The sequence below is a fragment of the Thiomicrorhabdus immobilis genome, assembly GCF_021654855.1.
Classification (GTDB): Bacteria; Pseudomonadota; Gammaproteobacteria; order Thiomicrospirales; family Thiomicrospiraceae; genus Thiomicrorhabdus; species Thiomicrorhabdus immobilis.
In genome coordinates, this window is the sequence record NZ_AP024202.1 from 838,955 (window position 1) to 860,797 (window position 21,843).

19 protein-coding genes are annotated in these 21,843 nt (G+C 40.0%); 13 read left to right on the plus strand and 6 right to left on the minus strand.

Features of this window, described 5'->3' with window-relative positions; all coding sequences use genetic code 11:
• Positions 1 to 4 precede the first annotated feature (4 nt).
• Positions 5 to 1,525 (minus strand): MltF family protein, encoded by a 1,521-nt coding sequence (locus tag L6421_RS03665; RefSeq protein ID WP_237263695.1) that lies wholly within the window; start codon positions 1,523 to 1,525, stop codon positions 5 to 7.
• Between the two features lie 346 nt (positions 1,526 to 1,871).
• On the opposite strand from L6421_RS03665, the gene L6421_RS03670 reads away from it, so the two are divergent.
• From L6421_RS03670 to rlmB, 3 genes are all read left to right on the plus strand, one after another.
• Positions 1,872 to 3,284: a dihydrolipoyl dehydrogenase gene (locus tag L6421_RS03670; protein ID WP_237263696.1), complete on the plus strand. Its 1,413-nt coding sequence runs from the start codon at positions 1,872 to 1,874 to the stop codon at positions 3,282 to 3,284.
• Between the two features lie 119 nt (positions 3,285 to 3,403).
• Entirely contained in the window at positions 3,404 to 5,731 is a 2,328-nt protein-coding gene (rnr, locus tag L6421_RS03675) for a ribonuclease R (RefSeq protein WP_237263698.1), read from the plus strand.
• A gap of 13 nt (positions 5,732 to 5,744) precedes the next feature.
• Positions 5,745 to 6,482: a 23S rRNA (guanosine(2251)-2'-O)-methyltransferase RlmB gene (rlmB, locus tag L6421_RS03680; RefSeq protein WP_237263700.1), complete on the plus strand. Its 738-nt coding sequence runs from the start codon at positions 5,745 to 5,747 to the stop codon at positions 6,480 to 6,482.
• A 147-nt stretch (positions 6,483 to 6,629) separates the two neighbouring features.
• Here rlmB and L6421_RS03685 read toward each other — a convergent pair whose 3' ends face one another.
• Positions 6,630 to 7,823 carry a PfkB family carbohydrate kinase gene (locus L6421_RS03685; protein WP_237263702.1) on the minus strand — a complete coding sequence of 398 codons (1,194 nt, stop codon included), beginning with the start codon at positions 7,821 to 7,823 and terminating at the stop codon, positions 6,630 to 6,632.
• A gap of 539 nt (positions 7,824 to 8,362) precedes the next feature.
• Here L6421_RS03685 and fnr point away from each other — a divergent pair.
• The 8 genes from fnr (at position 8,363) to L6421_RS03725 (ending at position 16,732) form a co-directional block, all read left to right on the plus strand.
• Complete coding sequence (gene fnr, locus L6421_RS03690) at positions 8,363 to 9,142, plus strand: fumarate/nitrate reduction transcriptional regulator Fnr (RefSeq protein WP_237263704.1); 780 nt, start codon at positions 8,363 to 8,365, stop codon at positions 9,140 to 9,142.
• Positions 9,143 to 9,458: 316 nt separating this feature from the next.
• Complete coding sequence (pal, locus tag L6421_RS03695; RefSeq protein WP_237263707.1) at positions 9,459 to 9,998, plus strand: peptidoglycan-associated lipoprotein Pal; 540 nt, start codon at positions 9,459 to 9,461, stop codon at positions 9,996 to 9,998.
• Positions 9,999 to 10,097: 99 nt separating this feature from the next.
• Positions 10,098 to 12,740, plus strand: a complete 2,643-nt coding sequence (gene pepN, locus L6421_RS03700; protein ID WP_237263709.1) for an aminopeptidase N — start codon at positions 10,098 to 10,100, stop codon at positions 12,738 to 12,740.
• A gap of 32 nt (positions 12,741 to 12,772) precedes the next feature.
• Positions 12,773 to 14,218: a penicillin-binding protein activator gene (locus L6421_RS03705; RefSeq protein WP_237263711.1), complete on the plus strand. Its 1,446-nt coding sequence runs from the start codon at positions 12,773 to 12,775 to the stop codon at positions 14,216 to 14,218.
• Between the two features lie 112 nt (positions 14,219 to 14,330).
• Positions 14,331 to 15,494, plus strand: coding sequence for a hypothetical protein (locus L6421_RS03710; RefSeq protein WP_237263713.1), 1,164 nt, complete (start codon positions 14,331 to 14,333; stop codon positions 15,492 to 15,494).
• A gap of 14 nt (positions 15,495 to 15,508) precedes the next feature.
• Complete coding sequence (locus L6421_RS03715; protein ID WP_237263715.1) at positions 15,509 to 15,763, plus strand: hypothetical protein; 255 nt, start codon at positions 15,509 to 15,511, stop codon at positions 15,761 to 15,763.
• 51 nt (positions 15,764 to 15,814) lie between these two features.
• Complete coding sequence (locus tag L6421_RS03720) at positions 15,815 to 16,372, plus strand: LPP20 family lipoprotein (RefSeq protein ID WP_237263717.1); 558 nt, start codon at positions 15,815 to 15,817, stop codon at positions 16,370 to 16,372.
• A 72-nt stretch (positions 16,373 to 16,444) separates the two neighbouring features.
• Complete coding sequence (locus L6421_RS03725; protein WP_237263719.1) at positions 16,445 to 16,732, plus strand: hypothetical protein; 288 nt, start codon at positions 16,445 to 16,447, stop codon at positions 16,730 to 16,732.
• A gap of 118 nt (positions 16,733 to 16,850) precedes the next feature.
• On the opposite strand, the gene L6421_RS03730 is transcribed toward L6421_RS03725, so the two are convergent.
• The 4 genes from L6421_RS03730 to flgA form a co-directional block, all read right to left on the minus strand.
• A complete protein-coding gene (locus tag L6421_RS03730) occupies positions 16,851 to 17,438 on the minus strand; it encodes a PilZ domain-containing protein (RefSeq protein WP_237263721.1) in 588 nt (195 codons plus the stop codon).
• 165 nt (positions 17,439 to 17,603) lie between these two features.
• Positions 17,604 to 18,098, minus strand: a complete 495-nt coding sequence (gene flgN / locus L6421_RS03735; protein WP_237263723.1) for a flagellar export chaperone FlgN — start codon at positions 18,096 to 18,098, stop codon at positions 17,604 to 17,606.
• An 8-nt stretch (positions 18,099 to 18,106) separates the two neighbouring features.
• Positions 18,107 to 18,409: a flagellar biosynthesis anti-sigma factor FlgM gene (gene flgM / locus L6421_RS03740; RefSeq protein ID WP_237263724.1), complete on the minus strand. Its 303-nt coding sequence runs from the start codon at positions 18,407 to 18,409 to the stop codon at positions 18,107 to 18,109.
• 170 nt (positions 18,410 to 18,579) lie between these two features.
• Positions 18,580 to 19,314, minus strand: coding sequence for a flagellar basal body P-ring formation chaperone FlgA (gene flgA, locus L6421_RS03745; protein ID WP_237263727.1), 735 nt, complete (start codon positions 19,312 to 19,314; stop codon positions 18,580 to 18,582).
• Between the two features lie 132 nt (positions 19,315 to 19,446).
• On the opposite strand from flgA, the gene L6421_RS03750 reads away from it, so the two are divergent.
• Both L6421_RS03750 and L6421_RS03755 read left to right on the plus strand, forming a co-directional pair.
• Positions 19,447 to 20,418, plus strand: coding sequence for a chemotaxis protein (locus tag L6421_RS03750; protein ID WP_237263729.1), 972 nt, complete (start codon positions 19,447 to 19,449; stop codon positions 20,416 to 20,418).
• A 10-nt stretch (positions 20,419 to 20,428) separates the two neighbouring features.
• Positions 20,429 to 21,781 (plus strand): hypothetical protein, encoded by a 1,353-nt coding sequence (locus L6421_RS03755; RefSeq protein WP_237263731.1) that lies wholly within the window; start codon positions 20,429 to 20,431, stop codon positions 21,779 to 21,781.
• The last annotated feature ends 62 nt before the right edge of the window (positions 21,782 to 21,843 follow it).

Genomic DNA, 21,843 nt, shown 5'->3' on the forward strand with positions numbered 1-21,843 from the left:
CCATTCAGTTTTGTGGTTCTTGTAACTCTTTAAGTTCTTTCAGTTCCATAAAGGTATCGATTTTCTGCTCTTTTAACTGATGCTTTTTCTCGGCCAACTCTTTAGAAAGTTTGAGGGCGATTTTCGTCTTTTGAATCTTGGTTACATAGTTTACGGTTTCTTGACCGATTTCTTGTCTTGCCATCACCTCTACATTGTAGTGCCATTTATGCGGGTTTAATCCCCTGGATTCAGCCATTCGCTGAAGCTTACGGATTCGTCCGGGTCCTGCATTGTAGGCGGCAAGAGTGAAATTGATTTTGTCTTCCGGTGAGTATTCGGGTTTATCGAAGTAAAAATCTCTAATAAAGGCCAGATATTTCACGCCAGCCAAAATGTTGGTTTCCAAATCATGGATATTGGGGATGTTCACAATCTTAGATTTTGCTGTAGAGGGTTTGATTTGCATTATCCCGACAGCATTTGCCCTGCTTACCAGGTCTTGTTTAAAGCCCGACTCTTGATAGGCTTGAGAGGCAATCAAATACCAGTCAAAATCAAAAAACTCCGAGTATTTTTCAAAATAATACTGTAAGCAAGGGATTTCATTTAAGGCATTCAATGAAAGGGGCTGCTGGATCCAAAAAGGGTTTTTAAAATATTTTTTGTAAAGGCTGTTGCCTAAAAACTTACCAGGCCTGGCGTATTTCTTAATAAACTCATTTAAAGCATGTTTCAAATCTGGCAGGTTTTGATTGATTGCCCATGCGATATTGCCACCATGATGAAAAATAAAATCATCTTGAACACGTAACTCGTGAAAAATGTTTTTGTAAATTTCAGCGATGTGGCTGTCTACAACGGTGTATTCAAACAGTCCTGCATTCACCATTTCCAATAAATCCTCGGCTTCAAGCAACGAGTCGGCTTTGATGATTTCTATCGCAGGCAAACCTAACCGTCCAAGTGCTTGGTTCATGCGCTCAAGATGGATGATGTAGCTGCTGTTAGAAACGACAATGATCTGTTTTCCAGAGAGTTCTTGAAGAGTGGTTGGTTCTGGATTGTTTTTATTGGAAACCAAGACTTCTTGTACGTCTGTAATGTAGGGTTCGGTAAAGTCGATATAGTTTGCGCGTTCAGGGGTGATAGTCAAGCCAGATGCCGCTATATCACCGTATCCGGCTTTCAAGTCTGGCACGAGTCGTTCAAATGGTCGCGCTAAAAATACAATGTGGGTTTTATAACGTTCTTTTCTCGGGCCACGATTTATATACTTCTCAAACTCTTTCATCAAATCGTGTTCGATTCCTCTATCGCCCCGGGTGGTATGAAAAAAGTTGGTGCGGTTGTAGCTGACAAGTACTCTAAGAATGCGCCGCTCTCTAATTTGTTTCAAGTCGCCAATAAAAGGTTGGTTGATTCGTTCGCTGATGGTTTTAGCTTTAGTTTCTGCAGACGCAGGTTGGCTTAACAGTATAAGCAATACAATCGCTATACCTGAGAGTAAGGATAAAGGGGTGGTTAAATAGTTCGACTTGCGCAAAAGTCAATCCTGGTAGATTTGATTGGACTTATTCTAGTGGAGTTACAGCGGGAAGAAAACCCAAATTTTTTTTGCTTAGCAATTAGTCGAGTTTGCTGATTTATACTTAGGGTTTTAGTTTGACTCAAAATAAACTGTTTTAATTAGGGAACCCAGAATAAAAAAGACATGGCGGCTCAAATCGAAATGTCACAAGTATTTCATGATAGGAGATTGGTTTTGGGTTATCTTTTAAACAAGGGGTTTAATCCCAAGTTCTTGATTTGAGTTAATGCAACGATAATTGAGGTGAAGGATAATTTTTACAACAAGACGAATCATTGCACAGAAATATTTGGAGAAGCGTATGCGAAGAGTTAAATATGCCATTTTAGGCGCAGGTACTTCTGGCCTAACGGCAATGGGAGCGATTCGCAAGCAAACCGATGATTTCGTGTTAATCAATGGCGGACCGCTTGGTACTACCTGCGCTAGGGTGGGCTGTATGCCATCTAAAGCCATGATCCAGTCTGCAAATCTCTTTCATAAACGTTTGATGCTGAATGAGTTTGGTGTTCAAGGGGGCGAAAAGCTGGAAATCGATAGTCAGCATGTGATGCAGCGGGTTAGGCGTTTACGAGATCGTTTCACCAATGGTGTGAAAACCAGCTCAACAGATGGTTTGACTTCTGAGCAATTCATTGACGGTTATGCAAAGTTTATTGCGCCTAATCAGCTCGAGGTAAACGGCGAAATTATTTATGCGGAAAAAATTATTATTGCAACAGGCTCAAGGCCTATCGTGCCTGGGCCCTGGCAGGTTCTAGGTGATAAGCTGTTAACCAGTGACCAGATTTTTGAATTGGCCGAATTACCAAAGCGTATTGCTGTGGTTGGCTTGGGGATTATTGGTTTAGAGCTTGGGCAAGCATTATCCCGTCTGGGGGTTGAGGTTATGGGTTTTGAGATGCTTGATGCTGTTGGGGGACTGGCAACTCCAGTTGCAATTGAAAAAGCGATTGAGTTGTTTTCAAAAGATTTTCCGATACACTTAGGCACGCCTGCTCAATTAGAGAATACTGAAACCGGTGTTTTGGTCAAGGTCGGTGGTGGATTTTTCGAAGTCGATGCCGTGCTCGCGTCCTTGGGGCGTCGTCCTAATATTGACTCGCTTGATATCGAAAAGACGGGTGTGACCCTTAATCAAAAGGGAATGCCTGATTTTAATATCAATACCATGCAAATAGAGGATAAACCGCTGTTTATTGCCGGTGATGTTAATGGTTATCGTCCGATTCTGCACGAGGCGGCTCATGAAGGCAAAATTGCCGTGAGTAATGCGATGAATTATCCGGATGTGAAAAAATATACGAGAAAAACACCTTTAGGTATTGCGTTTACTGACCCAGGGATTGGTTTTTTTGGGATGTGTTATCGAGATTTGGATTTGGAAAATACCGAAGTCATCGATTTTCATTTGGAAAGAAACAATGGCAGGGCCATCGTTATGGCAGAAGATCATGGTGTGATATGTCTGTTTGCCGATAAAACAACACGCCGATTGGTGGGTGGTGAAATGCTGATGCCACACGCTGAACATTTAACGCATTTATTAGCTTGGGCGGTTGAACAGCAAATGAGTGTGTTGGATTTGATAAAAATGCCCTTCTATCACCCAGTGTTGGAAGAGGCGGTTCAATCGGCGCTTTATAAGCTTTATTCCCGACTTTACTCTCAAGAAGAGAGGGGAATCGAGGCAGAGTTAACAGTAATAAAATAAATCGTTAACTATTTGTTATAATAGCGCCAATTTTTTCAATTAACGCTCTGGAATTTATCACTTAGTGGAGTTTATTTAAGTGCTAAAAGAGGGGGCGTTTTCAATTTTAGATGGTATTCGTGAGTAAAGAAAATACATCGGGTCAACAGGATCCACATGCACAGCGTGAAGCTGATAAGTATGAAAACCCAATTCCAAGTCGTGAGTTTATTTTAGAAGTTTTAGAAGAAGCGCAAAAGCCTTTAAGACTCTATCAGGTGGCTAAGGCCGTTGATGTTGATGAAGAGGACGAAGAACGTTTTGAAGCCTTGTCGCGTCGTATGAAAGCGATGGTTCGAGATGGTCAATTAATTCGTAACCGCCGTGGTGCCTTTGGTTTGCTGAAAAAGATGGATCTGATTAAAGGTCGTGTTTTAGGGCATCCAGACGGTTATGGCTTTTTAGTGCCTGATGAAGGTGGTAAAGATCTTTTTCTTTCTGAAAAAGAGATGCATAAAGTTCTACACGGCGACATCGTTATTGCTTCCGTTATTGGTGAAGACCGTCGTGGTCGTCAAGAAGGCGCGATTGTTGAAGTCACTGAACACAATACCCAACAGGTGTTGGGCCGTTTAAACCATGAAGATGGTTTGTCATGGGTTCGTCCAAACAATAACCGCATTACCCAAGATATTTTCATCCCTAAAGATGGTTTGCTGGAAGCTAAAGAAGAGCAAGTCGTATTGGTGGAAATTCTGCATCAACCTTCGGCTCGTTCTGGGCCTATCGGTAAAATCATTGAAGTAGTTGGCGATTATATGGCCGCTGGAATGGAAATTGATTCTGCCATTCATGCTTATGGAATTCCAAATGATTGGTCTGATGAATTGATTGCTGAACTGGAAAATATTCCTGATGAAGTGGTTGAAGCGGATTTAGAAGATCGTAAGGATTTACGTGGGCTTCAATTAGTTACCATTGATGGTGCGGACACCAAAGATTTCGATGATGCGGTTTTTGCCAAACGCCGTAAAAACGGTTGGCGTTTAGTGGTGGCGATCGCCGATGTTTCACATTACGTGAAACCGGGTACGGAGTTGGATAAAGAGGCATATAAACGTGGTAACTCGGTTTACTTCCCACAGCGTGTTGTGCCAATGTTGCCATCTAAGCTTTCCGATGGCCTTTGTTCTTTAAATCCACATGTTGACCGTTTATGTATGGTTGCCGATTTAATGATTTCCGAGGACGGTAAGTTAGAGAAAAGCCAATTCTATCAAGCGGTAATGAATTCTAAGGCGCGTTTAACCTATAACCAGGTTAACGATATGCTTACCAATGAAAAGTCGGAATATCGTGAAGAATTTGCTGAGCAATTATCCAATGTTGAAGAACTTTATAATTTATATAAAGTACTGAAAGTCGCGCGTGCCGAACGTGGTGCTTTGGAATTTGAAACTACAGAAACACGCATGGTGTTTGATGAAGACCGCAAGATTCAGGAAATCGTGCCGGTGGTTCGCAACGACGCTCACAAACTGATTGAAGAGTGTATGTTGATGGCTAACGTAGCAACCGCTCGTTATCTGAAATGGCATAAAATGCCAATGCTTTATCGTGTGCATGAAAAACCAATGGAAGAGCGTCTGAAAAATTTAAGAACGTTCCTTGGTGATTTTGGTTTAACCCTTGAGGGTGGTGATGAGCCAACCGCACATGATTACGCCGATGTTGCCGCTAAGGTGGAAGGCGAACCGCATGAGCATTTGGTGCAAACGGTATTGTTGCGCAGTATGAACCAGGCGGTTTATCAGCCTGAAAATAAAGGACACTTTGGTCTGAATTATGAGCATTACGCTCACTTCACTTCACCGATTCGCCGCTACCCTGATTTATTGATTCACCGTGCGATTCGCCATGTTTGGAGTAAGCAGGGTGTTGAGAAGTTTGATTACACGGAAAATCAAATGGTTGACTTGGGGCAGCACTGTTCTGATACAGAAAGACGTGCAGATGAAGCGACTCGTGATGCGGTTACCTTCTTGAAATGCGAATTCCTATCTCACCGTATTGGTGGTGAGTATGAGGCCGTGGTTTCAGCAGCAACCAATTTTGGTCTGTTTGTTGAGTTGCAGCCGTTGTTTGTTGAAGGTTTAGTGCATATTACCGAATTGGGTGAAGATTACTTCCATTACGATAATGCGCGTCACTGCTTGAAAGGTGAACGTACTGGTAAGGTTTATCGTTTAGGTGATCGTATTAAAGTTCAGGTGGCTCAAGTGAATCTAGATGACCGTAAAGTGGATTTACGTTTTATTGAAAGCTTAACTGAACATGCTGAGCCAGCTGTGAATGCAGAAGATAATGATTCAACGGACGCTGAAAAGCCAACTGAAGAGAAAGCGCCACGTAAGAAACGTTTCTACCGTAAAAAGAAACGTTCTGGCTCAAAGCCTAAAGCGGATTAGGGGCTAGTTCAACATGAAACAAGAAGTCATTTATGGTTTGCATGCGGTTGAGAAGTTTATCAAGCAATCTCCACAGTCGGTTTACACCATCAGCTTTTTAAAAGGACGATTAAATAACCGTCAACAAGCTTTGCATGATCAAGCTAAGCATTTGGGATTGAATCTTGAATTAGTCAGTAAATCAGCATTCAATAAGATTGATGGCAATCATCAAGGGGTTATGGCAACGGTCGCCAAGCAGGCCGATTTAACCGAGTCTGATTTAAAGAACTTGATTGAAGAAACCAGTAATCCGCTTTTTGTTTTTTTAGATGAGGTTCAAGACCCACATAATTTAGGCGCCATCCTAAGAACCGCGGATGCGGTTGGTGCACATGCCGTTATTATTCCTAAGCATAATTCTGTTGGCATGAATGCTACGGTACGAAAGGTGGCTTCCGGTGCGGCGGATAATGTTAAATTGATTGTGGTTTCTAATTTGGTTAGAACCATGAAAGAGATGCAGCAGGCGGGAATGTGGATGATTGGTTTGGCGGGTGAAACCGATCAAACCATCTATGACCACGACTTAACTGGTTCAATCGGCATTGTCATGGGTACGGAAGGAAGTGGCTTACGTCGCTTAACCAGAGAAGCTTGTGATCACTTAGCTGCCATCCCAATGATGGGTGTGGTTGAGAGTTTAAATGTGTCTGTTGCCACTGGTGTGACTTTATATGAAGCATTTAGACAGAGAAAAATTAAATCTTAAATTGACTGTGAGCATTTGTGTAATGCATTAATCTACTGATTGATCTTACCGATGCTAGGGTTGAAGCCTCTATAAAGTCACCAGGCCTGGTGACTTTATAGAGGCTTTTTTAATTGTAGTTCTACTAAATCTTTAGGTGTTTAGAGTTCAAGCCGTATAGATATCGCCATTTTCATCAACTTTCACACCAACTTTTTTCAGCGATTCATCCCAACAAGGGCCATCGATACATAGGCCGTCTTCAATATTGAAATAGGCGTCATGTACCGAGCATTTCATGGTTTTTTCAAACGGGTTCACATCAATCTTATAAGCCTCGTCTAAAGGCACGTCCTGATGTGGACAGTTGTTTAAATAACAACGAACACTGTTTTCATATTTGATGAGTACCAACGACTGGCCAGAATCGCTGGTGACCACCATGGTTTTAGCATTGCTCAGCTGTTTCATGTTTGCCAGCGGTTTGCTGTTAGGACGTTCTTCAAGCAGATTGTCCAGGCCTGGTTGTTGGCATTTTTTGGCAGCGAGTTTATTAGCAAAAATGACGGCATCTTTTAAGTTGTTCTTTTCTATCAAAGAGTGGATTAGGCCTGCATTGAAGGTATCTCCTGCCGCTAATGTATCTATGATTGGGCTAACGTTTTCAGCCTCTATGTGTTCGATAGCGGCGTTGATTGGTTTAAACCAAACCCCTTGCTCTCCCCAGGTACAGACCATGTTGACATTGTGTGAGCTTAGGCTTTCAAGTAAAGCTTGGCCGTTTTCAAACCCTTTGGCTGTTGCATAGTGGTGGGAGAAAATCAGTAGGTTGACGCTGCCAAATAAGGCTTCGATACCTTCTCTAGGTTTTTCCACTTCTAGGGAGATTGGCTGGTGGGTTAAGAATGTTTTGGCAATATTCAACATGCCGGGTAATTGAGAGGTATTGCGGCCTTCAAAATGTAACCAGTCGTACTCCTCAATCTCAATTTTGGCAAAAAAATCAAAACTGATTTCAGGCAAATCTCGGTAGTGAACAATAGTACGGTGACCATTTTGGGCGTTTATTGTAACATAAGACGTGGGTGTACGGCCTTTGATGAACTTTTGGGTATGCTCAGTAGATATATTGCGGGCGTTTAAACCAGAAATAAGCTGCTTGGCTTCACTGTCAGCGGCTACCGTGGTGCAGATGTCGGTATCGTGTCCTAATTGGTTTAATACATATAAGGTATTGTTTACGTTGCCACCAGTTTCTATATGTTTACTTTGAGCGCGTAATTCTTCATCTTCTAAAGGATGGTGGTCGACAGTTAATATGACATCGAGCACGGCATTTCCGATACCTAAAATTTTTGACATAGTCATTTCCATCAATAAATTAATTTTTAATAGCGTTGCTAAATTCAACAAGAAACCGCTACTTCATTTAGTGGTGGAATTCTAACATAGCCGTTAAAACCTTGCTTTGACTTGTGTTTTTTTAATAAAAGTGAATAAATCGAAAAAAAACTTGACAAGGTAATAGGCTAACTTAAATTTTAAATGCTATAAAAAGGTTTAATTGTTTAAAGTATCTGGTTGAAATTTAAGTGTTATATGTAATATTTATAGGGTAATCCATCTGAGTGTTTTTTTGACAGTTCTTTTCCACAAAAGCTGTGGATAACTTTGTGTGTAAAGTTGATAAATGTTGCTTAAGTTCTTTATATTAGCTAAAAAATATTAAACTGCCTAAAATTTAAGCAATTGTGTTGTTCGTTAAATTTCGTATGTAAATTGGTTAAAATTAATAGCCTTATAAGTACAATATAAGTAAATAAATATTAACTAAAGATGACAAACAAAATAAAAGCGATACAATCAACAATATAAAATAAAAATAAAAATAAAAAATTCGATTGAATAATCGTAACGAAAAAATTCATTGGGCTATTATGAATGAAATGAAATCTGCATTTAACGCAAGTTGTTTTAATTGTGGTTTGCAAAAAATATGTTTTCCTACCGGTTTACTAAAGACAGATATTGATCGTTTAGATGATATCGTTGAACGAAAATCACCACTCAAAAAAAACCAACACCTTTATGAAGCTGGTCAAAAGTTTACTTCTATCTTTGCCATTAGAGCAGGAGCGGTAAAGCTTTACTCTTACTCTGATCTTGGTGAGGAGATTGTGCACGGCTTCTATTTGCCGGGTGATGTCGTTGGGTTTGATGGTTTGATAGAAAATGCCTACCTATACAATGCTGTGGCCCTGGATAGTACAAGTGTCTGTAATTTACCATTTGATCAGTTGAGCGAACTCTCTCTTAAGATTCCTAATCTTAATCAGCAAATTTTAACGGTGATGAGCAAAAAGATGCATGATGGAAGAATGCATTCTGAGTTACTGATTAAACGTAATGCTGACCAAAGGGTTGCACAATTTATTTGGAATATGGCCGAACGTTATAAAAATCGTGGCTACGCTTATGATGAATTCCGCTTAAGTATTTTACATAGGGATGTTGCCTTGTATTTAGGGTTAACGCCTGAAACGGTTTCACGCATTTTGGCTAAGTTCAATGCCGATCATATCGTCAGTTGGAAAAAGAAAGAAGTCATTATCTATAACGAGAAGCTTCTTAAGAACATTGCTGGTATAAGCAGTTGTGAGGTGTGCAAAGAAGCGGGCTGACAACATTAAATGCACAACTGTTAGCTTAATTGATTTCAATCAATAAGCCTTATCCATTGCTGTGATTTAATGAACCCATGAAAACGTTTGTAATTGGATTTACGTTTTTCATAATGTAGCCCGCTTACCCGGCTTTTTAGCCGGGGTCTTTTTGACTCTTCCTCGAGTTAAATTCTTTGAGTTTATTTAAATTTTGTAAAATTTGAATGATGTCGAAAAACTAAAATTATTTTAAATTCGCAACCCAACAACCAGTGTTTTTAATATAATTAGCTGTATCACAAAATATTAATTTTTTAATTTAGGAAATAAGGCCATGTCTTTCAAAAGCATTACACAATTATTTTTAGTTGGTTTTTTAGGTTTCACATTAGTCGGTTGTAGTTCTACTCCTAAAACAGATTCAGATAGCAGTAATAAAGATGTGGCAACAAATCAGGTTGATGCGGATATTGAAGCTGCAAAAAGAGCGGCTGCAGAGCGTGCGGCTGCAGACTTGGAAGCTAAGAAAGCTGAACTGAAAGCGGCTATTGATGGCAAAGTGGTTCATTTCGATTTCGATATGTCTGAAATTCGTCCAAGTGACTATGCGTTAATTAAAGCACACGCCGATTATATGTCTTTAGTTCCTGGAGCTTCTTTGACTGTTAGCGGTTATTGCGATGAGCGTGGTACGCGTGAATATAACTTAGCTTTAGGTGAGCGTCGTGCAAATGCCGTTCAAAATGCATTGGTTGCAGAGGGTGTAAGTCCTAGCCGTATTAACGTGATCAGTTTCGGTGAAGATAACCCGGTTGATGAAGCACATTCTGAGAGTGCTTGGGCAAAAAACCGTCGCGCTGAGTTTTCATACTAATTTATAATTAGTAATCTAGCATGATTTAAAAGCCTTTCTGTTTCGGCAGAAAGGCTTTTTTGTTTTAATAATATGAGTTTTAGTTTGTTTGAGTTGAATATGAAAAATGATACCCCTGTAGAACATTATCTTAAAGATTACCAAGCACCTCATTTTGAGGTTGAATCCGTTTTTTTAGAGTTCGATTTAGCTCCCCTAAATACCCAGGTAACCAATACCCTGAAGGTTAAGAATTTGTCGCAACAGCCAAAAATGGTTCTGGATGGTGAAAACGTAAAGCTGGTTTCCGTCTTTCTGGATGGTCGTGATTTGACCGCGCAATGTGAGCAGGGAAAAGAAACGTTAACCATTCCCACCTTAGGCTTGGATCAATTTGAGTTGAAAATTGAAACGGTAATTGAGCCTCAGAACAATACGGCTTTAGAAGGGCTTTATCGAACGAGCGGTAATTACTGTACTCAATGTGAAGCGGAAGGTTTTCGAAAGATCACTTATTTTTTTGATCGTCCCGATGTTCTGACATTATTTACCACTAAAATCATTGCCGATAAGTCTGAAAACTCAGTATTGCTGTCCAATGGTAATCTGATTGAATCAGGTGAACTTGCGGATAACCGTCATTATGCTGTTTGGCAGGATCCTTTCAAAAAACCATGTTATTTGTTTGCCTTGGTTGCAGGGAATTTAGCTTGTGTAAAAGAGGTTTATCATAGCGCGGATGGTCGCGATATCGATTTAAGAATCTACGTCGAGCCTAAAAATATCGATAAATGTGAACATGCTATGGATTCGCTGATTAAGTCGATGAAATGGGATGAGGAGCGATTCGGTTTAATTTACGATTTAGATATTTACATGATTGTCGCTGTTGATGATTTCAATATGGGGGCAATGGAAAACAAAGGGTTGAATGTATTCAATTCCAAATTTGTCCTCGCCAAACCTGATACAGCCACAGACGTTGACTATGAAGGTATCGAAGCGGTCATCGGGCATGAATATTTCCATAACTGGACAGGGAATCGTGTTACATGTCGTGATTGGTTCCAGTTGACGCTTAAAGAAGGTTTAACGGTCTTTAGGGATCAGGAGTTTACTGCAGATATGCTTTCGCCTGCAGTTAAGCGCATTGAAGACGTCAAACGTTTGCGTACGAATCAATTTCCTGAAGATGCCGGACCTATGTCGCATCCTATTCAACCACAATCCTATATTGAGATGAATAACTTCTATACCATGACGGTTTATGAAAAGGGAGCTGAAGTGGTTAGGCTTTACCATACCTTATTAGGTGAAAATGGCTTTAGAAAGGGTATGGATCTGTATTTCTCTAGGCATGATGGCCAGGCGGTTACCGTTGAAGACTTCAGAAATGCGATGGCAGATGCGAATGGTGTCGATTTGGCACAAATGCATCAGTGGTACTTGCAAAGCGGTACGCCAATATTGTCGGTTGCAACCGATTATGATGCTGGGTCTAAATTGTTTACGTTAACCCTGTCGCAAAGAATTCCAAAGCTAGAGGGTGGGTTTAAGCCAATGTTAATCCCGGTTAAGATGGCGCTGTTTTCAGAAGAGGGTGCTTCTTTGGCTCTTAATGTTGCCGTAGAAGATAGAGATAACATCGTCATTAATGGTTCAGAGGGGCTTTTAAAGTTAACGGAGACAACGCAAAAATTCAGTTTTGAGCAGGTTGAGAGCAATCCTATTGTTTCCTTATTAAGAGGCTTTTCTGCCCCGGTTATTCTTGAATATGAACAGAGTAATCAAGATTTGGCTAAATTGGCCAGCTTTGATTCAGACAGCTTTGTGCGTTGGGAATCGATGCAAACTTTGGCGTTAAGGGAGATTAAGCGTAATATTTCTAACTATGAAACAGGGCAAAATCTGCAAATCTCTGACTACTTCGCTCAGGCCTTTGCCGGTGTTCTAGCCGATTCGACTATTGATAAGGCTCTAAAAGCACTTACGTTAACTTTACCTGATTTAACCTATATCGGTGAGCAGTATCAGCAGATGAATGTTGATGCGATATATCATGTGCATCGCTGGCTAAAACAAGAACTGGCAACTCAGTATGAGGGTCAATTCTTGACTATCTATGCAGATTTAAATAAGTCTGAAAAAGTCTATCGATATCAAAAAGAGGATATTGCGAACCGTAAACTAAAAAATCTATGTTTGCAGTATTTAATGTTGCTACCCAATCAAATTCAGCTCGGTGCAGAACAGTTTACACAGAGTTCCAATATGACGGATGTTTTGGCAGCGCTAGAAAGTTTATCCCATACCGATAGCCTTGAGCGCCAATCTTGCTTAAATGCATTCTATGATAAGTGGAAAGAGGATACGTTGGTTTTAGATAAATGGTTTAGCTTGCAGGCGGGGTCACATCATCTTCATTCCTTAAGCCATGTAAAGGAGCTGGTTGAGCACAAGGATTTTGTTTATACCAATCCAAATAGGGTAAGAAGTGTTTTGGGTGTGTTTGGACGTTTGAATATGCTAGGTTTTCACCAGGCCAGTGGAGAGGGTTATCGTTTTATGGCTGAACAAGTTATCAAGCTCAATAGAATTAATCCACAAGTTGCCGCTAGGATTGTTGCGCCTTTCACCCATTGGAAACGATACGATCAACAGCGTCAAGATATGATGAAGCAGGCTTTACAACAAATTTTAGAGAGTGAGAACCTTTCAAAAGATGTATATGAAATTGTGTCAAAATCGCTAAATGCAGGTTGAAAATTCTCATTAAGTATATTGGGTTTACAGATATGAAAAAAATTCATCTAGCTCTAATCGGAATAGCGTTAAGTTTGCCGATGGCAAGCTTTGCCTATGCTGAAGGGGAGTGGGATGATTTTTTTCGGGATAGTAAGCCAAGAAGCTTGCTAGATGTTGGTAAAACGAAGCCATACGTTGAGAATACCCCTGCTAAAGAGAGGCATCTTCAGCAAGCAAAAAGGCTTGATCAAGAAATTTTAATCTTACGTGCTGAGATGTCAAAAAAAAATGGTGATCAAAAGCAAGTTGCCCAGTATCTAAAAGAACTTAAAAAACAGTATATTATTCCGGCTTTCCAAAATAGAGTGGCGGAACTCGAAAAGTATTTGGCATCGGTGCCTAAACCGTCGTTATTGTCGTTCTTTTCTTTTTCCAAAGACATTGTGTTTCCTATGCAAGATCCACAAGCTGTGGTGGCGATTGTTTTGCCAACCAGCGGGCGTTTTCAACAGGTTGGGCTTGAGCTGCAGAATACCTTGCAGCGCGGGCTTAAACAAGCGGGGTTTAAGGGTAAGTTAATCGCTCTAGATTCGGGGCTATACTCATCGGCTTTTGAAATGTGGGAGGTTCTAAAATATTATGAACCCGACTTTATTTTTGGCCCATTGCAGAAAGAACGCATTCTGCAATGGCAACAGTTGGCGACCGGGGTATCGACTTTATATTTCAATGAAGTGGGTTCATTGTCTTCTTCTGAATATAGTCTTTCCCCTAGTAAGCAAGCTGGGTTGGAGCAGGTCTTCCAAGTTTTAAATCAAGCACAGTATCAAAAAATACTGGTTCTTAAAAACCGTGACGATGTTTCCGAGCAATTGGAGCAGGCTTTTCACCAGGCCTGGTCACAATTTAATAACCCTAATGATTATCATGTGCAAACCATTGATAAAACCGTTGGGCAAGTCATTGATGATGCTTTACACTCGCAAAACTCAAAAGAGCGTCACCAATGGTTACAAACGGTATTAAGACAGCCGTTGGAGTTTGAACCGAGGGCTCGTAAAGATATTGAGGCAGTAATCTCTTTTGTTCCTGAAAATCAAGCAATTCAAATTGCGCCTTATCTACACTTTCTATCTTTAAATCAAACCATTACCCATATTTGGTACCCGAGTAAAACACCCAGCCAATCCTATTTGAGTGCAAACAGAGATGCGTGGGTGCAAACGTTTGCAATTCTTCCCTTATTTTTTTCAAGCGAATTTTTAAAAAATCAAACCTCAACAACATCAATTGAAAAAAATGGCCTGTTTCATGCTTTAGGAGAAGTGGCGATAGAGATTGTCAAAAATCCGAGTGAGTCTTCAAAGGTCGACACCTTGGTGGAAAGTGCATTTGGAACCTATGTTCGAGATGCAAATGGACAATTTTACCTTTTGCCAACTGTTTATTGGGCAGACAACGGTGTTTTTGAAAGATTTACTATTCAATCAGAATAATAATTTTCAATCTTAAAATCTTTTCTGCCGCAATTACAAATCCACTTTTATTGATTAATTTGACTGGTTTTCTATTTGAATTTTTCGATAAAAGTTTTTAAGGAATGACTGAGTGGCTATCCAAGACGATACATTTGATCCCAATGACCTAGAAAGTATTGATGCTTTATTAGATGAGGCTGAGTTAGAAGCGGTCTCTGATAATTTAGATGACGATATTTCAACTGATGAGGCCGAGTCATCCGCAGGAGGGGCTGTTGCCGATATTCCTGATGTTGATGAATCCATCGATTTCCCTGATGATTCGGATGGTTTTCTGGATTCATTGGATGATTTGGAGCTTGATGATGAACCTAAGGTGGTTGATGTTTCTACTCCTAAGGCTCAAGAAGAGGCGTCAACCAATATTGATAAAAAAATGGCTGAAAACAATCCAGCAGAATCAAGGTTTGAAGCTGTTCCAGATGCAGACGATTTTTTAGCAAAACGTGCAAATGCTCAAGTAGCACAAAATTCCAATATGGCGGCAAAAGATATGGATTCTATAAAAAAATTAATCATTATTTTTGGATCGATTTTGAGTGTACTGGCATTGGCCGGTATCGGTATCGGAGTGTGGGGGGCTTTATCGGCTTCGTCAGCCGGCATGGATGAAGAAACCCTGTCACTCATCGAATCAATCAAGGTGGCTTCTGAACAAAATAGTACAAGTATTCATGAAGTTGATAAAACCGCACAGTCGGTTGAGAAAAAGTTAGATGCAATCAATTTTCAGATAGAGCAGTTGGTTGCCGATATGGCAACAAATACCGGTTCATCCAAGGTGGTTGCTAAACAAGAGGTGATTGATCCTCTTGGATTGGGGGCGCATCCAGTAGCGCATGATGCAGGAAATGTCGCCAAAGATACCCATGGTGTTCCTGTGGCTCATCCTGTCGTACCAGAGCCAGTGGTAACGCATACAAATGTTGTCGCGTCACCGTCAATGGTCGCCGAGAATCCAGAATTAATGAAAAAAGTGACATCGGTAAATGACAAATTAATTAAAGCCCAACGCCGTATTGACGAGGTGAATAGTCGCGTTAAAAAAATACAAGATCAGTATCAGGCTTTGATTCAAAGTATTAAAACCGTTGAAAAACAAGTTTTGGTGGAACAGGCTGAAAAGGCCGAGCAAGTCGCTAAAGAAAATGAGAGACAATCTAAAAGCCGATATCAGTATTCGGCACCTGATGGTGGTTTTTATGACCAATCGGTAACGGATTCTTATCCATAATTTAGTGTTTAGATATGAATATGAAATGGTACGGTCTTTTATCAATTATTACGGCGGTTGTTTTCTTGAGCGCCTGTAGTTCTCAGCCGGTACAGAGTTTTAATCGTGCGGTGATTCAGATAGGTGAAAATGTCGGTTTAGTGCATTATTCGACAATGAAGGTACCGGATTATTATTCGACTAAACAGTTAGAAAAGAAATACGAATTAGGCACTGTGTATCGTGTGAACGATATCGACTGTTCGCAAGCGGCAAAAGATTGCCAGTAGAATTTTTAAGTCAATAAATTAAGTTTTGAGTAAATAGTGGAGTATAAAACCATGAAGAAGACATCATTTTTAATTGCTGGAGTAGCAAGCACTTTAGTTCTGTCGGGTTGTTTGCAGACTAAAAACGATGAGCCACAAGCCGTACAAGTACATCATGTACCGATGGTTGAATCTCAGGGAGCTGTTTCTAAATCAATCGCCACTCCTGCTCCTGTACAAAAGCCTGAGTTATTGAAAGTAACCGGAATTGGTTATGGTGCAGAAAGTACTTTTGCCGCCTATACATCGGGTCAACGACGTTTAATGGCGATTCGTTCATCTAAACTTGACGCTTACCGAGCATTAGCAGAACAGTTGTATGGTATTAAAATTGATAGTAATACTTCTGTATCAACCTTGACCGCCAAGAATGATAGCTTTAGAGCGCGAGTAAATGCCGTTGTTAGAGGCGCTAGAGTCGTGAGTGTGACGCCAATGGCAGATAATAACTATGAAACGGTTTTGGAAGTCTATGTGGATAAAAAATTCTTTGAGGAAGCTTTTGTTTATACAGCATCTAAAGCGGCTGCGGTAGAGCCTGAACAGGCTTATAAAGTAAGTTCTTACTAAAAGATTTGCTATAGGAATTACCAGGCCTGCTAACTTGCTAGGTTTGATAAAACTTATGGATTGAGGCGATATATGATTTTTAAAAAAGTCTTTGTAGCGACAATTTTATCTTTGTTTGTTTGGCAAAGTGTTGCTGATGCAGCGAGTATTAGTACTCGTGTAAGAATTCTAGAAAGCAAGGTTGCCAAACAGGACAAGCAAATTAAAGCGTCCGAACAATCACAAAAAAATAGTGAAGCTAAGGTTGATAAAAGTTTAGCGAAGATGCAAGCTTTGGAGAAGAAATTGTCAAAGCTCTTAAAAGAAGATGGTAAGGAAAAAACGGCAGAAAGAGCGGATAAGCGTTACGCTTTTCCGTAGAGTAAGTGTTTTTTATTCCATTTATAAACTTAATACTCAAATACAAAAAAGCCTCAGTAAATAACTGAGGCTTTTTTGTATTCTATGTCCCGTAATGTTGTTTAGAATAGATATAAGATTATTTGTTGTGTTGTTCTTTGTTACGGTTTTTCTGGGCAAACTCAATCTCTTTAGCTTGAATGAAGTAAACCAGTTTACGTCGATCATCTTCAGATAGAGATTGATATGATAATGCAATTGTAGAGCCTTCAGAACCGTCGGCAAGAGGGGTTACACTCACAACATCACAACGTACCAAGATGGGGGATTCATTTTGCAGTGGCTTGATAAGTAAATCAACTTTATCCGTTATTTTCACATCTTCTTCTACATCTATCGCAATGCCGCCACCACTTAAATTAACTAAGCGCTGTGGAATGGCTCGGCTAAGCTGTTTTTCATCGATGGTTTGCAATAGAAAATTGATTTTACTATTCATGGCAGTCAGTGCTGAAGCCAGTAGCGAACTTTTTTGATTGATATGAGAAATTACCTCATTGATCTGAGCGTCTAGCTGAGACAAGTTCTCCATAAAGTATTCTTCAATATACTTCGCATCTGGAGTGCTTGGTAATGCCGTTTCAATAGCTTGTTCTAACGACAATATACGATAGCTACAAGGCATGATGACATCAATTCGGTAGTAAGAGCGTTGGTCTTTACGCATAAATATTCTCTCTAATCACGATGGTTGAGGGATTAGCCTCGTTTGAGTTTTATTCTGTCTTATTATGAAACTTTCATAGTTTATACAAATAAAGAAACGAATGAAAACTCTTTGAAATTATCATTAAAATTTAAAAATAATTATAAGCAGAAAATAAGCCAATAATTAGGCTTTACCTAAAGAGCTTTGGTTACCAGATTGGGTTTTTTCGCCACTTGATCCATAAAGCTTTATATCTTGTTTGTGCTTGCCTGAAATCAAATCTAGTGCGTGTTGGTTGATATTACTGAGCATTTGAATTGACATGCCATTTGCTAAGTTTTTATCGTGGCATTCTTGAACTAGGGAAATTAAAGCTTGAGTTTGTTGTTGTAGATCTTTAGGAAGGGTCTTGAATAGTTGAGATTCAACGAGGGTGTTTAGATTTAAACCGCTTTTTTCTAAATTGAAATTTAACGCTGAGGTTTCTGAATTAAGCTTGTCTGCCAACTCTTGTTTATTGGCCGTGGTCTTTAGAATTTGATCAGCTAAATTTTTTCTAATGGATTCAGATTCTAAATCAAGCTGTTCTGAAAACTTCTTTAAAAGACGAAGTAATGACTCTGTTTGTGAGGAAAACAGTTTTAAATCAAATTTAACTTCGTCTGAGGTAGGGTGCATTTTCTCAACTAGGCTTTGGCAAATAAGGCTTCAGTTTGAATTAACTTTTCAGCGATTTTCTGCGAATCGATTTGATAAGTACCATCAGAGATTGCAGCTTTGATTGCGGCAATTCGTGCTGAATTATCAATCTGAACATCTTGAGATTTTGCTTCAAGCTCTCGAGTTTGTGATAAAACGTCCGTTAAAGTAACCCTGTCTACAGAGTTTTTAGCTGTGCTTGCTCGTCCATCAAGCTCTTTAGTCGGCGTTTTTAACTGGTCGTTGGCACGACTAGTCATCACACTGTTTGTTAAATTTTTAATATCCATTTTTTGGCCTCACACCTGATATTGCTGACATTTTAACAGCATTGTTACCGTTTCTACTATATGTATCGGCAAAATATTAAAAGCTTTAGCTAAAAAGTTAATTTTTTTTTGGTTAATTTTTATTACAAGTAGCTTGTTTGCAAAATACGTTTTACTGTCAATTTTTTGGCTTATGGAACTAATACCGTATTCGGAGCAATAACTATGCCTTTAATAGTTTTTTGCGAAGAGCTGTTTTGTATTGGAACTTGTTCATCAACTACGCCATTTTTTAATGCCGTTCCAGTTGTTTTTACTTCGATTCCACCTATGCGCGTGACTATGTTGACTTGTTGGTTTTTAAATACCCAATAAGGTGGTTGCAAATCACGAATTCTTAAAATCTGATTGGCTGGAATCGCTTTTTTGGCACGCATTCCAACCGCCTTTGAAGCATTTATCATGCTACCAGAAGGGATTTTTTTATAGTGAACAAGCTCTTGTTTAACATCTCCTTCTTGTATAACGGCCTTTTTTAAAATTCCTTTAGTTGAAATCACAACAGGTTGCTTGCCGTCAACGGTAACGGGAACAAAAACCCGCCATTTCGGTTGTAAGCAAATTGCACTTATTGTCATCCTTCCGGCAATGTTATCTAGGTTTTTATCTTCAATTTGAATCGCGGTTTGACAGCGGCCCAATTTGATTTCAGGCGAGAGTTTTCTTAATTGAATTGTTGGTTCAAAAAGTTTTTGGTCAATTTTTTGCTTAACGTGATTAATAACTAATTGATGGATTTCATCTACAGATTGAAAAGAAGGATTTCCCGTTGGAGATTGGGTCTCTTCTGTATTGGCATGGGTTTTCATGTTTACTGATAAAAACAGTAATGAGAGTAGTGTGAATAGATAGATCGATTTTTTCATGTTGACAGTCTAACATGAGTGCAAATTGCTTTTAAAGGACTGTTGTAATTACATTAGTCTAAGTAAAATTCAAAAATGCTTAGATTGATTGGTAGAATGCATAACGATAAATGGAATTAAGGTGGCGTTAACATGTCGAGCTTTTTAAAAGGTGTTGATCAAAGGACTTCTTTGGCAGGTATGAACCGAATGGAGCTGTTGCTTTTTACGATTAAAGGGCAGCAACTGTTTGGCATTAATGTATTTAAAGTTCGTGAGGTTATTCGAACGCCACATATTTCGGTTGTTCCTAAGTCGGATTCTAGAGTGGTTGGGGTGTCAGATATTCGAGGTCAGACCATGCCAATGATTGATTTGGCTAAGGCTTTGGATTTGGAGCCTATTGCACCGGAAAATTATTCCAACAGTTTGACCATCGTTACCGAATTTAATAGCTCTGTGCAGGGGTTTTTGGTGGAGGATGTGGATCGCATCGTGCACTTACGTTGGGAAGATATTTTGCCTCCTCCCGATAGCCTGTTGAATGTGAATTATTTAACGGGGATTACTCGAGCACAGGATCAAATTGTACAAATCGTCGATGTTGAAAAGGTATTGGCTGAGGTTTCGGGGCTGAGCAATGAAATGTCGGATGAGTTCATTGAGCAGAATGTTTCTAAAACGGCAAATCAGAATTTCTTTGTGCTTGGTGCCGATGACTCTTCCGTGGCTCGTAACCAGTTGAAGCATATTCTTGAAAAGATGGGGATTGCTAATAAAATTGTAAATAACGGTAAGCTTGCGTTGGAGTTTTTACAGAAATGGGCCGATGATGCGGAAAAAGGTATTTCACCCAGGGTTTCCGACCGGGTGCTGATGGTGATTTCCGATATCGAGATGCCGGAAATGGATGGCTATACTCTGACAACCAGTATTCGCAAGGATGAACGCTTGAAAGACTTGTATGTGGTTTTGAACTCTTCGTTAAGTGGTGGTTTTAATGAGAGCTTAACGGATAAGGTTGGCGCAAATGTGTTTTTGTCAAAGTGGCATTCGGATGAGTTGGCCACTATCATTGTTCAGCGAATTGATGAAGTCACTCACGCTTCTCATAAGCAGGCTTAGAGTTTTTCCGATGCGATTTTTTTTAACCTCAGTTTTCATTTCATCGTTGCTTGTTTCATATTCTGCAATTTCAGCGGAAATCGAAGCGGAGTGTATCGACAATCCCAATTCGCCTGTCATGTGCGCTGAACCAAGTTATGTTGAGGAAAAATCCGATAAGCGTGCTGCTAAAGAGCCGCAGCCAACTCAGAAACCCAGTTTCTCCGAACAAGCTCAGTGTGTTGTGGTTAAAGGAATTGCCTCTTCTAAAGATGTGAGTGAGGCGTTTGCTAGAAAAATGGCGATTCGAGACGCGTTGCAGCAAGCCAGTTTGAAAAATAATGTTGTCGTGAAAACCGACCAGTCGGTAGAGGCTTATCAGCTGACTTTGGACAGCGCTCGCTTTACCTCGTCGAGTAAGGTTAAAAGTTTTACGGTTTTAAAAGAGGGGTTCGAGGAGCCGGAAGATAAGTACGGAGCAACTAAAAAATCGCCGTTAAATTATGAAGTGACTCTGAACGTCTGTTTAACTGAAGAGCGCGGTGTTTGTCCAAGCTTGCCGGGTAATCAATATCAACCGCGTCTGGCTATTGCCCCAGTGGTTTTTGCGCATGCGAACCAGGCGAATGACGTTTCTAATCTTTTGAATGGCTATCAGCTAGAGCTTGAAAGACGAGTGCGTAATCAAGGTTATAAAAACTACACTTTATTAAATCAAGTCGTCGATCTTCAGCCAAACATTCAGGTTTCACCCAATTTAGATCCAGAACTAATTGCCGTGCTTAGAGATAAAACGGGCGCTCAGTATCTATTGTTGACCGTGATTCGTTCGATGTCCGCTCATGCTGAAAGTGGACTGAAAAATGATGTTAAGCGTTTCTATAATTTAGAAGTCAAGCCAAGTAGTCGTTATATTGAGACAGATTGGTATATGGTCGATTTGATGCGTAATGAGATTGTACATCAATCACGTGGTGGTTTTGATGTGGAAGGAAATGTGACAGTAGGTCGAGATAAGCCGTTTGGATCTAATGCTTTCTTTGCAACGGATACCGGTAAGGTTTTTCATGCGTTACTGGAGCAAGAGGTTACCGATGCAATCGATTATCTGCACTGTAAACCTTTTGAAAGTGAAATAATCGATGTCCGCGGTGAAGAATATATCATTTACCTGAATGCAAGTTCTGGCGCAAAAGTAGGGGATGACCTTGCTGTTTACCACCGTACAGGTAGGCCGGTTCGTTTTAACGGTTCGCTGTTAGGTAGCGATTTTGTTCCTGGTGCGTTTTTAAAGATCAAACGCATTATGCCAAGATTTGCCGTTGCCGAACTTACCGCCAAGAAAGGGTTGGTTCAAGTGGGGGATGTGGTTAAAACCTGGTAAGCCTATGTTGTAATCTATCGTTATTCTTTCTAAAACCCGCCTCTGAGCGGGTTTTTTTATCG

What these genes read in the sequence shown, in the direction of transcription:
- flgN (WP_237263723.1), bottom strand. Translation starts at nt 18,098, where the DNA reads ATGCACCCTACCTCAGACGAAGTTAAATTTGATTTAAAACTGTTTTCC.
- L6421_RS03685 (WP_237263702.1), bottom strand. Translation starts at nt 7,823, where the DNA reads ATGTCAAAAATTTTAGGTATCGGAAATGCCGTGCTCGATGTCATATTA.
- rlmB (WP_237263700.1), top strand. Translation starts at nt 5,745, where the DNA reads ATGAAACAAGAAGTCATTTATGGTTTGCATGCGGTTGAGAAGTTTATC.
- L6421_RS03755 (WP_237263731.1), top strand. Translation starts at nt 20,429, where the DNA reads ATGCGATTTTTTTTAACCTCAGTTTTCATTTCATCGTTGCTTGTTTCA.
- flgA (WP_237263727.1), bottom strand. Translation starts at nt 19,314, where the DNA reads ATGAAAAAATCGATCTATCTATTCACACTACTCTCATTACTGTTTTTA.
- L6421_RS03730 (WP_237263721.1), bottom strand. Translation starts at nt 17,438, where the DNA reads ATGCGTAAAGACCAACGCTCTTACTACCGAATTGATGTCATCATGCCT.
- pal (WP_237263707.1), top strand. Translation starts at nt 9,459, where the DNA reads ATGTCTTTCAAAAGCATTACACAATTATTTTTAGTTGGTTTTTTAGGT.
- flgM (WP_237263724.1), bottom strand. Translation starts at nt 18,409, where the DNA reads ATGGATATTAAAAATTTAACAAACAGTGTGATGACTAGTCGTGCCAAC.
- L6421_RS03725 (WP_237263719.1), top strand. Translation starts at nt 16,445, where the DNA reads ATGATTTTTAAAAAAGTCTTTGTAGCGACAATTTTATCTTTGTTTGTT.
- L6421_RS03715 (WP_237263715.1), top strand. Translation starts at nt 15,509, where the DNA reads ATGAATATGAAATGGTACGGTCTTTTATCAATTATTACGGCGGTTGTT.
- L6421_RS03750 (WP_237263729.1), top strand. Translation starts at nt 19,447, where the DNA reads ATGTCGAGCTTTTTAAAAGGTGTTGATCAAAGGACTTCTTTGGCAGGT.
- L6421_RS03720 (WP_237263717.1), top strand. Translation starts at nt 15,815, where the DNA reads ATGAAGAAGACATCATTTTTAATTGCTGGAGTAGCAAGCACTTTAGTT.
- pepN (WP_237263709.1), top strand. Translation starts at nt 10,098, where the DNA reads ATGAAAAATGATACCCCTGTAGAACATTATCTTAAAGATTACCAAGCA.
- L6421_RS03670 (WP_237263696.1), top strand. Translation starts at nt 1,872, where the DNA reads ATGCGAAGAGTTAAATATGCCATTTTAGGCGCAGGTACTTCTGGCCTA.
- L6421_RS03705 (WP_237263711.1), top strand. Translation starts at nt 12,773, where the DNA reads ATGAAAAAAATTCATCTAGCTCTAATCGGAATAGCGTTAAGTTTGCCG.